The organism is Mesorhizobium sp. CO1-1-11 (assembly GCF_020164995.1).
GTDB classification, from domain to species: domain Bacteria; phylum Pseudomonadota; class Alphaproteobacteria; order Rhizobiales; family Rhizobiaceae; genus Mesorhizobium; species Mesorhizobium australicum.
In genome coordinates this window covers 21,553-32,750 of the sequence record NZ_JAIUHE010000035.1, presented here as the reverse complement: position 1 = coordinate 32,750, position 11,198 = coordinate 21,553, and the positions used below count along the sequence as shown (strand labels likewise).

Annotated in this window: 6 protein-coding genes; 4 read left to right on the top strand and 2 right to left on the bottom strand. The window is 60.9% G+C overall.

Features of this window, described 5'->3' with window-relative positions:
• The first annotated feature begins 430 nt into the window (after positions 1-430).
• The 4 genes from LB554_RS28195 (at position 431) to LB554_RS28180 (ending at position 7,442) form a co-directional block, all read left to right on the top strand.
• Entirely contained in the window at positions 431-1,504 is a 1,074-nt protein-coding gene (locus tag LB554_RS28195) for a hypothetical protein (RefSeq protein WP_224588094.1), read from the top strand.
• Positions 1,505-1,950: 446 nt separating this feature from the next.
• Positions 1,951-4,263, top strand: coding sequence for a peptidase domain-containing ABC transporter (locus LB554_RS28190; RefSeq protein WP_224588092.1), 2,313 nt, complete (start codon positions 1,951-1,953; stop codon positions 4,261-4,263).
• Positions 4,260-5,666, top strand: coding sequence for an HlyD family type I secretion periplasmic adaptor subunit (locus tag LB554_RS28185; RefSeq protein WP_224588090.1), 1,407 nt, complete (start codon positions 4,260-4,262; stop codon positions 5,664-5,666). Before LB554_RS28190 ends, LB554_RS28185 begins: the two co-directional genes overlap by 4 nt.
• Positions 5,667-7,442, top strand: a complete 1,776-nt coding sequence (locus tag LB554_RS28180) for a tetratricopeptide repeat protein (protein ID WP_141906358.1) — start codon at positions 5,667-5,669, stop codon at positions 7,440-7,442.
• 12 nt (positions 7,443-7,454) lie between these two features.
• On the opposite strand, the gene LB554_RS28175 is transcribed toward LB554_RS28180, so the two are convergent.
• Together LB554_RS28175 and LB554_RS28170 are read right to left on the bottom strand one after the other, a co-directional pair.
• Complete coding sequence (locus LB554_RS28175; protein WP_224588088.1) at positions 7,455-8,174, bottom strand: Crp/Fnr family transcriptional regulator; 720 nt, start codon at positions 8,172-8,174, stop codon at positions 7,455-7,457.
• A gap of 714 nt (positions 8,175-8,888) precedes the next feature.
• On the bottom strand, positions 8,889-11,189 hold the full coding sequence (locus tag LB554_RS28170) for a mannose-1-phosphate guanylyltransferase/mannose-6-phosphate isomerase (protein WP_224588086.1): 2,301 nt from the start codon (positions 11,187-11,189) through the stop codon (positions 8,889-8,891).
• Between the last annotated feature and the right edge of the window lie 9 nt (positions 11,190-11,198).

The window sequence follows — 11,198 nt, the reverse complement described above, 5'->3', positions numbered from 1 at the left end:
GACAACGGAGCAACTGGCGCAACGGGCGATACCGGAGCCACGGGTGCAACCGGCGATACCGGAGCCACGGGTGCGACTGGGGATCCTGGCTCAACAGGTGCCACCGGCGCTACGGGGGACACCGGTGCGACTGGCACAACGGGTGATACCGGAGCCACGGGTGCGACCGGCGATACCGGAGCCACGGGTGCGACCGGCGATTCGGGTGCAACGGGTGCCACCGGCGGTACAGGCGACATCGGTGCGACTGGCGCAACGGGTGATACCGGAGCCACGGGTGCAACCGGGGATTCTGGCGCTACGGGTTCGACTGGAGCTGCAGGCGCGACTGGCTCTACCGGGGCGACTGGCGCGACCGGAGCCACGGGTTCAACTGGGGCAACCGGTCATTCGGGTGCGACAGGGGCCACGGGTTCGACAGGAGCGACCGGTGCTACCGGAAGCACAGGCACAACTGGGACCACCGGCGCAACGGGCGACACCGGAGCAACGGGCGCAACCGGTGATACTGGTGCGACCGGAGCAACTGGCGCAATGGGTGATACTGGTGCGACCGGGGCTACCGGAGCGACGGGTGACACCGGAGCGACCGGCGATATTGGCGCGACGGGTGACACCGGAGCGACTGGCGCGACGGGCGACACCGGAGCAACTGGCGCGACGGGTGACACTGGAGCAACTGGCGACACCGGAGCCACCGGAGCAACGGGTGATACCGGGGGGACTGGCGCGACGGGTGATAGCGGGGCGACTGGCGCGACGGGTGACACGGGGGCAACAGGTGCGACCGGAGCAACGGGTGCCACTGGCGACCCTGGTGCAACGGGAGCCACGGGCGCTACAGGCGACACCGGAGCAACTGGTGACACCGGAGCGACTGGGGCGACCGGTGACACCGGAGCAACTGGCGCGACGGGTGACACGGGGGCAACAGGTGCGACCGGGGCTACCGGAGCAACGGGTGCGGCTGGCGACCCTGGTGCAACGGGAGCGACTGGCGCTACAGGCGACACCGGAGCAACTGGTGACACCGGAGCGACCGGAGCCACCGGCGACACTGGAGCAACTGGCGACACCGGAGCCACCGGAGCAACGGGTGATACCGGCGCGACGGGTGACACTGGAGCAACAGGTGCGACAGGGAATCCTGGTGCAACGGGTGCCACCGGGGCAACAGGTGCGACCGGCCATACTGGTGCGACCGGGGCAACTGGGCACACCGGAGCAACGGGTTCCACTGGAGCAACGGGCCATACCGGGTCCACTGGTGCCACCGGTCATGGCGACAATGATCATGACCACAACGGCAACCACCATCACCATGGTCACAATGGCAATCACGACCACGATCGCCACAATGGCAATGGTGACCGTCACGACAATGACCGTGGTGACAATGGCCGTGGCAGCCGTGACAATGGTCATGGAGGGCATGGCAACGGGGATCATGGTTCGTCGGCCAACAGTCAAGGTGGCTATATCTCGACCGACACGCTTGGGCTGAAGGATATCAAGCAGTTCATACAGTCCAGTAGTTCCGCTGACAGCCAGGACTTGTTCAGGCAGCTCATCAGCCTCGCCATTGTTTCGGTGGCTGTGGACCTCCTAAACCTGCTCACTTCTGTCGCAGGCTTTGGTCAGACCCAGAACAAGCCGTTCGGTTCGACCTTGGACCTGACATCGGACAAGCAGAGCTCGGGGTATGCTCAAACCGACGACACACTGAAAAAGACACTGAGCAATATTCTGAAGCCGCATGACTAAGCGGTTGAAAACAGTGGACGCGGACCCTGCTGGAAGGCGGGGTCTGCGCCTGCGCGCTTCCAGCGCCGGCAATCGTCTCATCTCGTATGCCTGTTGGAGATGCGAACGGTCTCGCCAACTTCCATTGCGACAAGACGTAGCGAGCCTCTTCGAACTCTTGAGGCTGGTTCGCGGGAGCAGTGCACTGTGAGCGTACAACTCAGTCAAGGCCCCAAACCGAGCCCGAACCATCATGACGCGCAAGCGAATGCGGCCGGCAAGCATCCGGGCGAGGGCAAAGCGCAACGGAGTCCAGGCGGGCCTGCCGAATTCGGTCAGGTCGCACCGCGCCTAAGGGCTATGATCAAGGTCGCACGTTACCACGGTGTCGAGCTGGACCCCAACGAATTCAGGGCCGCAAGCGTAGGCACCACTCCGACCGCTGCGGATCTCTCTCAATGGGCGCAGAACGGCGGGATGTGGTCGCGCGCGGTTCGCGTCCGCTGGTCGCATCTTCTGCGCTTCGAACAAACCGGACCGGTGGTTCTGCTGTTCAGCGATGGCCGCGCTGGCCTGCTTACTGGTGCTAGCGCCGAACGCAATCTCATTTTCTTGAAGAGCGTAGATGCGCCGGATGATGCCCAAGCGATCGCGATCGACGAGCTGAGGTTGTCGCGGGTCTGGTCGGGTGAGGCGGTGCTGCTGCGTCCTCAACGATCCTTCGTCGCCGCCGACGCGCCGTTCACCTTCCGCTGGCTCGTAGATCTTGTGCGGCTCGAGGCTGTGCCGCTGCGCGACATCGGCATCGCTTCGTTCACACTCAGCATCCTGACAATTCTGCCGCCCCTTATCGTCATGACTGTGGTCAACAAGGTGCTGCAGTTCAACAGCATCTCGACTCTGGCATTGCTGAGTGCAGTGATAGTCGTCGTTTTCGCCTACGAGACCCTGCTCGGCCACGCGCGCCGCCTGATCATCAACGTGGTCGGCGCTCGCTTGGACACCAAGCTGAACTTGCACGTCTTCGGTCGGCTGTTGCGCCTGCCGCTTGACTATTTCGAGCGCCATCCAGCGGGCGAGACAATGTACCATCTGGCACAGGTCTACCGCATCCGCGAATTCCTCACAGGCAAATTGCTCAGCACCTTCCTGGATCTGATGACGCTGTGCGTGCTCATCCCAGTCATGTTCTATATCAACGCAACACTCGCCTGGATGGTGCTCGGCTGCGCCGTCTTGATCATGCTGATCATCCTTGCTTTCCTTGCGCCGCTGCGGGCCAGCTACCAACGCGTGGTGAATGCCGAGACCTGGAAGTCGGCGGCGCTCGGCGAGACCGTCGCCGGCATCAAGACGGTCAAGGCGCTTGGTCTCGAGCCGCAACGCAAGGCGCTTTGGGACGAACGGGTGGCGGACGCGGGTAAGGCGCGCCTGGCTTTTGGGCAACTCGCCAATTGGCCGCAAACCCTCGTAACGCCAGTTGAGCGCGCGATGGTGTTGGGCACCATGCTGATGGGGGCGTATCTGGCCATGAGCGACAGCACTGGCTACATGGTCGGCAGCCTGTTTGCATTCATGATGATCGCCCAACGCGTCGCGCAGCCCCTTGTCGGCCTGGCACGTCTGGTAGAGGACTACGAAGAAGTCGGCGCGGCCATCGGTGAGGCGGCGTCAGTTCTCAACCGTCCATTAGAAAGCAGTTCAAATTCCGCGGGCCTGAGGCCAAAACTTGTCGGCGAAATCAAGTTTAGCGACCTGACCTTCACTTACATGGGTACCAAGACGCCGGCGCTCGACCGGGTCAGCTTCGACATTCCGTCTGGCTCGATGTTCGGCATCGTCGGGCGCAGCGGGTCCGGAAAATCGACCATCGCGCGTCTTCTGCAAGGCATCAACCGCGACTACAGCGGGTTCCTCAAGCTCGACGGGATCGACCTCAAGGAAATTCACCTGCGCCACCTCCGCCAGGGCCTAGGTGTTGTCCTTCAGGATAATTTCCTTTTCCGCGGTTCGATAAGGGACAACATCATCGCGGGACGTCAGGGCTTGACGCTTTCGGATGCCATGCGTGCTGCTCACCTCGCCGGCGCGGCTGAGTTCATCGAACGCATGCCGAATGGCTATGATACCTACATTGAGGAAGGCTCACCCAATCTGTCGGGCGGGCAACGGCAGCGGTTGGCAATAGCCCGCGCGCTCATTCACAACCCGACCATCCTGATACTGGACGAAGCGACAAGCGCGCTCGATCCCGAGAGTGAAGCGGTGGTGAGCGACAACCTCCTGCGTATCGCCAGCGGCCGAACGATGATCATCGTCTCGCACCGGCTGGCATCGCTGACGGAGTGCGATCAGATCCTCGTGGTGGATCAGGGCAAGGTTCTCGATGTCGCGCCGCATTCCGTCCTACTGGAGCGGTGTGGCGTTTACCGCCAGCTTTGGCTTCAGCAGAACCGGCACCTGGAAGGCCGGCGTGGCCGATTGGCGGCTGTGCCCTCCGTTGATGTGAGCCGGCCATGAGCGTCACCCCCTATGCGCCAATTGCTGCTCGCCGTCGTCGGGCAAAGGCCAGCGATCCGACGGCGCCGGTCATTCTCGAATTCCAATGGCCATCGACAGCCGTCGCAAACGCGCCGGTTCCGCGAGTGGCTCGTAGCATCGTCTGGGTCGTATTTAGCCTGGTCGTCGCGCTGATAATGCTCGCAGCTCTGATACCGGTTGACCAGGTGGTCACGACGAGGGGCCTGGTGGTGGCACAGTCGCCAAACATCGTCGTCCAGCCGCTCGAGACAGCCATCGTCCGCTCTATCGAGGTACGCGAAGGACAGCAGGTCAAGGCCGGCCAGGTGCTTGCCCGACTCGACGCCACTTTTGCCTCGGCCGATCTCACCGCATTGGCCGCCCAAGTCACGACCCTCGAAGCCGAGGTGGCTCGCCTGAAGGCCGAGGCCGACGGAAACTCATTCACCTATGACGGCCTGGATCCGAGTTGGACACTGCAGGCCTCAATCTTCGATCGTCGCAAGGCGGTCTATGACGCCAAGCTGGAGAGCTTCGATCGACAGGGTGACCAACTCAGTTCGGTCATCTCCCGCTCCCAGTCCGATGCGGATGGCTATCGGCAGCGATTGGCCGTCGCGGGGTCGATCGAGCAAATGCGCAAAAAACTCGAAGTGAGACAGGTCGGAAGCCGTCTCAATACGCTCCTTGCCGAGGACAACACAGCTGAAATGTCGCGAGCTCTCACCAACGCCGAGCAGACATCCGAGGCTGCTAAGCGCCAGCAGGCTGGGGTTGCGGCCGAGCGTGACGGCTTTGTCCAGAGTTGGCGCGCAGACGTTTCGCAGAGCCTGTCGGAGGCCAATTCGCGCACATCCGACGCCCGCGAGCTTCTCAACAAGGCCAAGCTGCGCAAACAGTTGGTCGAGCTCAGGAGCGAGGCCGACGCTACCGTTCAATCTGTGGCTAAAGTTTCCGTGGGTTCGGTTCTGCAGTCCGGAGAGCGGTTGATCACCCTGGTCCCGGCTGACGCGGTGCTTGAGGTGGAGACGAATATCATCGGCCGCAGCAGCGGCTTTGTTCACGTCGGCGATCCCGTAGCAATCAAATTCGATACGTTCCCCTATTCGCAATACGGCCTGGCTCACGGCACGGTACGCTCAGTCAGCCCGGATTCCTTCTCTGCCAGGGATCAGGTGCGTGACCCGAATAGCTCGTTGGCCATGCTGCCCTCGGATGCCGACCAGTTCTACCGCACGAGAATTTCCATCGACGACGTCGCCCTTCATGGCGTGCCCGCCGGCTTCGCGGTCAGCCCCGGCATGCCGGTCACAGCTGATGTGAAGGTAGGCCGCCGCACGGTGCTCAGATACATCCTCGGCACGATGCTGCCGATCGGTCAGGAAGCAATGCGGGAGCCATAAATGGCGTTGATGGATCGGTTGGCCGGACGTATCCACCCGGCGCTGGCGCTGCGCAGGGCAGCTCAGCTTACTGAACAAGGCAAAGCTGCCGAAGCGTTTCCGCTTATAGCCACCGCTGCTCGTGCCGGGGTTCCAGAAGCGGAATGCCGCGTCGCGCGCTGCTATCTTGAGGGGTCGGGCGTACCGCCAAGCCGATTGGAAGGGACGCGCTGGCTACGGCGGGCTGCTGACCATGGTAACCCCGATGCGCAGGCACTCCTTGCCGCGCTTTACAGCACTGGGCTGGCCGAACACGAGGACAACACAGGAACCAGCAGTTCAGAAAGCCTGTTCAAGTCGCCGTCTTCACGAAAGCCGGATTTCGAGGCAGCGCTTCCGTTCGCCCAAAAAGCTGCCGAGGCTGGCTCCGCAACAGGGCAGGCCATACTCGGCTATATTCTAAGCAAGGGCCCAATGCCGATGCGCAACCTCAATGCCGCTCATGGCTTGTACGAGAAGTCCGCGGCGGCCGGTTGTCCGGAAGGATGCCTTGGCCTCGCCCTGTCACTTGCCCGTCGCAAGCAACCGGAGCACAGGACTAGGATTGCCGAAGCGATGCGGCGTGCGGCCGATGCAGGTCTGCCGACAGCGATCTACCTTCTTGCGGTCCTCACCGAGCACGGAATGGGGGTGCCCGTCGATCGCGAGGCGGCTGCTGAGCTTTATCAGCTGGCTGCGGAAAAGGGCCTCGCTTCGGCCCAATTCAGGCTGGGGCTTTCTCTCATCGAGGGCAGCTTGTCACGTCAGGACCCCGCAGCAGGCGAGGCGTGGATGCGTCGCGCCGCAGTGGCCGGAAACCTCGACGCCGCCTATCGTATAGGCGAACGGTATGTGAAGCGCCCTCAACCGGATTATGCGGAAGCCGCGACGTGGTACCGGCGCGCTGCGGAGGCAGGTCATCCAGTAGCCGCTCGTGCCTTGGCATCGCTGTATCTTTCCGGGAACGGTGTAGCTCAGGACGCCGAGGAAGGAACGCGCTGGCTGCGCGGCGCCGCTAATGGTGGCAATCGAGAATCCCAGGTCGACCTTGCGAACCTTATCCTGGAAGGCGCCGGCGACCCTACTGATGGTGTCGATGTCGCGGAGTGGTTCGAAGCGACTGCTTCGTCAGGAGACGCAGTCGCGGCCTTCAATCTCGGGCTTTGTTTTGCCGAAGGGGTCGGAGTGAGCAAGAACCAGGAACTGGCGGCGAAGTGGATGAGGCGCGCAGCCGAAGGCATGGCGCAGGCGCAGTATATGTATGCGCGCATGCTTCAGAATGGACGCGGTGTGCCAGCTGACCAGATGCAGGCCAGGCTTTGGTTTGACCGAGCGGCCAATGCTGGCATGGTGGACGCGCAGGTGGCTTTGGCCGAAATGCTCTACAATGGGCGTGGAGGAGAGCGCTCGGCGCGCGCCGCGGCGCATCTATTCAAGCAGGCTGCCGCCACCGGCCATGTTGGCGCGATGTTTGCAATCGGGGCTCTATACGAGAGCGGGCAGGGGCTTACTCCGGATCGGAAGGCGGCGCAGAAATGGTTCGCAGCCGCCGCTGAGCGAGGGCATGGACACGCCCAACTCATGCTGGGCCGCTACCTTTCCCAAGGTGTTGCAGGTGAGTACGAGCCAGTTGCCGGCCGGATCTGGCTCGAGCGAGCCGCCTCTCAGGGCATTGATGAAGCGGCCGATGAGCTTGCTGTTCTTCGAGACAGACGCGAAGCTTCAGGTCCCTCAAATGCAAGGATCCCAAGGGGCTGAGGCGCCTGGTGCTCAGCTCCTGATGTATTCGCCGTCGAATCCGGCGAACTTCGTCAGGCCCGGAGAATCGAGCACGCGGACATGGCCCTGGCGGAATTCGAGAAACTTCCGCTCGCGAAGTTCCCGCAGCATTCGATTGACATGGATCGGAGTAAGACCAAGGGCGTCCGCGAGATCGTATTGGGTGAGCGGGCAGTCGAAGCCGTTGCGGTCAACCGCGCCTACTCGTTGCAGGCGCGCTGTCAGTTCGAGCAGCAAATGTGCTGTTCGCTCCAATGCGTTGCGTCGTCCTATGTTGGCGAGGTGCTGGGCCATCACCGCGCCGTTGCGTACGAAAGCCCCAACAATGAACGAGAAGAGTTGAGGCGATTTCATAGCAGCAAGCGTCAAAGTCTTGGTGGGTGCCACAAGCAACGAAAGTTCAGTTCGAGCTACGAACGTCTCAATAGAGCCGCTCCCATGTGATTGAGGCAGAACGACATCGCCTATCAGGGCAAAATCGAGAATTTGTCGCTGGCCATCCGGAAGCTCATGGGAAATGCATCCCCAACCCGACTCGACGACGTAAATACGATCCTTGTTGTCACTTTGGCTGAAGATCACCGCGTCGGCTGGATATCGCTTTGCGGTGAACCCGAGAGTCTTGATCAGAGCGGCGTCGTCATCGCTAAGTCCAACGTATGTCGAACGGTGCTCATCTCCTCTCGAAAAAGAACGTGAAGCATTCGCCATCCCTACCCCCTACGCCAACTCCATGTGTACCTTCCTGAACTTCACCATGTATATAAAAATTCATGTGATGGGCGCCTCTTTGGATCCCGGCAAAGAAAGGTCGCGACGTCAATGTCGTATCGAAATCTGGCTCGCAACACGCTAGGGCTCGATTGACGCCGCTTAGAGCTGGCGTCATCTATGACTTACTTCTCTTAAAATTCTCCCTCATTGACTCAACTATTTCGCTGGCAACGAGACAGCTCCGATTATCTGCCTGGTCGGCGGCGTTGCGCAACGTCAGCGACGCGTCCCTCAGCAGTCCCCTGATCTCAGACGGAGACAACAACTCCGATGCTTCGAGTTCCAGGAGGACCGATTCACTCACATGCAGCGCGGCAAGCGCAACGGCCCGAGGCCTTGTTGCAAGCAGCTTCAGAAGATCACCACTGCGCCTGTGCCGCGATTTCTTTTTTGCCATCGTCGCCTTCAACTGTACGGACAACGGTTTCTAATTCCCACGTCTTGACAACTTTACGCAGCCTCAGATCGAGAGGCAGGTCGATCCTCTCGTTTTGGCGTGACTTCCACGATATCGCACTTTGCTGTGGTGACACAGAGACAAGAAGATACCGAATTAGCGGTAGCTGGCGTCCAAGGCGTCACAGGGACGAATGGCGAGAAAACATTCTGTTTGGAGAAGATCCGTCCCTTTGCGATGAGCGATCGCTTTCTTTAGCCATAACTCTGCTTCGCGACAGCGCTGTCGTCTTTGAGAGACGGTACGGGGAACGCCTCCACCTGCCCCTCGGTCTTGTCGAGATATTGCATTAACGCTGTCACCAAATGGTAGAAGATGCTGGCAGGAACCTCCGTCGCCAGCGATCGGCCGCGCTCGTCGATCCTGTCCATCCACAGGCCAAGCGGTGCGGGATCGATATGCCATCTGAAAAGGCGCGCGACACGAGCTTCGATCTCTGGTTTCAGATCGGGCCCGCCGATGCCATCCAACGCGATCGCCGCCTTGATCGCTTCGCATTGAGGCCAGCTACGCGAGAGCCTGTCGAGAGGCAGCCCTTGTCGCGAAACGGCCGCATACGCCAACCCTGTGGCTCGATTCAGCCCGCTGGCGACCGCCGACGAATAGAGTTTCCTCGCATAAGCAGCCAGATCTTTCTGCCCGCTTGCCCGCGCGAAGTCGACGAGCAGAGAGGCCCATTCGAAATGGTGCCCCGGTTCGGTCCACTGCCCCTGGTCTCCGGGCAACGGCAGCCAGTCCGCATCGAAATACTCGCCGAGCGTCCAACTTTCCTGATCGAAGAAATGGCTGCGGAAGAGATCGATGACGCGAGCCGCTCGACGCAGATATACGCGATCGCCGGTTACGGCATACCAAGCAAGGAAAGCTTCAAGCATGTGCATGTGTGGGTTCGAGGACCGAACCCCATTCCAGCCAGGTGTCTCAAGGAAGCCATTCAGGCTGCCATCCTCGAGGTGAGAGTCGATGAACTGAAATGTCTCCTGTGCAAGCTGAAGGCCAGCCTTGTGGCCGCATCGATAGGCATGGGCAAGTGCGAGGAGCACGCAGGAGTGATCATAGGCGTCCTCCACGGGGTCCGCCACGCTTCCATTCGGATTGAGGGTGCGTACCCACCCTCCGCGATCGGTGCGGCCGTATTTTGAGATGAAGTCGATTCCGTGATCGATGAGCTTGTCGGCGTCCCCGGTCCAGCCACGTTCCTTGGCCACCGCAAAAGCATAGATCTGGCGAGCCATCGTCCGCATCCGCTTGGGTTTGCTTAATGGCGTCGCATCGAAACGAAGCGCTTCGTGGAAGCCGCCATGCACATTGTCGACCCCTGCGTTTGACCAAAGCGGAAGGGTCTCGTTGAAGAGCCAGTGCTCGACGCGCTTGCGCCATGACCCGCTGACAATGACCCGGTCTTCCGACGCCGTGAATTTCGTCTCGAGACGCCCACTCTTCTCGAGTTGCTCGACGACCTTCTTCACATTCTGGCTATGGCTGACCGGGGCGACGAATATAGCGTCCGGCGTTGCGACCACCGCCACATCCTTCATCCCTATAACGGTGAGCAGCCGACCTTGGCTTCTGAGGTAGGAACTGTCGCAGTCCATGGCGACAACATCGCCGATTACCACGTTGCCATTGCCGTCCACGGGGCTCGCCTCCAGCAATGATTGCCACGATCCAAGGTCGTTCCAGCGGAAGGACGCCGTCACCATCGCGATGCCCTGCCCATGTTCCATGACCGCATAGTCGATCGATGTGGAGGGGACCGCCGAGTAGAAGCCTTGTGGCAGGTAAAGACCCGAGACATCCACCTTGGCCGTCTTGAAGGCGCGTTCCGCCGTTTCCCATATCTCCGGCTGAAATTCGATTAAAGCTCTCTGCATTGTGTCGGCACGAAACAGGAAGATGCCCGCATTCCAGTAGAACCTTCCCGACGATAAATACTTTTGCGCCGTCTCGATGTTCGGCTTTTCGACAAACCGTGAAACCGCGGCCGCGCCGTCACCATTGGCCGCAACCTCAATGTATCCATATCCCGTCTCTGGATGAGTGGGCTTGATGCCGAACACGACGATGCTTCCCGAGTCGGCGGCAGGCATGCCCGCTTCAACGGTCTCCCAGAACTGCGTCTCGGTCGATATCTCGTGGTCGGAGGGGACCACGAGCACAAGTGCGTCCTTGCCGTGCTTCGAAATCGTCTGCAGTGTCGCAATAGCGACAGCTGCCGCGGTATTGCGGCCCAGGGGTTCGAAAATCGGCTTTCCGCCGTTCAGCCCAAGCGGAGTTATGTCCGAGATGACCCGTTCGGCATGACGTTCGGATGCTATCAGATAGATCGGCGTTTCGCTGTGCGGCCACGCTTTCAGGCGCCGAACCGTCTTCGCCAGCATGGAACCGTCCCCCGAGAGATCGTGGAACTGCTTGGGATTGTCTTCGCGCGAGAGCGGCCATAGCCGGGACCCGACTCCTCCGCTCATCACAAAACTTACGATGCGGTGTGCCATGCTTCAGCT

Excerpts from the sequence above, each read along its gene's own strand:
- LB554_RS28170 (WP_224588086.1), bottom strand. The coding sequence starts at position 11,189 with ATGGCACACCGCATCGTAAGTTTTGTGATGAGCGGAGGAGTCGGGTCC.
- LB554_RS28185 (WP_224588090.1), top strand. The coding sequence starts at position 4,260 with ATGAGCGTCACCCCCTATGCGCCAATTGCTGCTCGCCGTCGTCGGGCA.
- LB554_RS28175 (WP_224588088.1), bottom strand. The coding sequence starts at position 8,174 with ATGGCGAATGCTTCACGTTCTTTTTCGAGAGGAGATGAGCACCGTTCG.
- LB554_RS28180 (WP_141906358.1), top strand. The coding sequence starts at position 5,667 with ATGGCGTTGATGGATCGGTTGGCCGGACGTATCCACCCGGCGCTGGCG.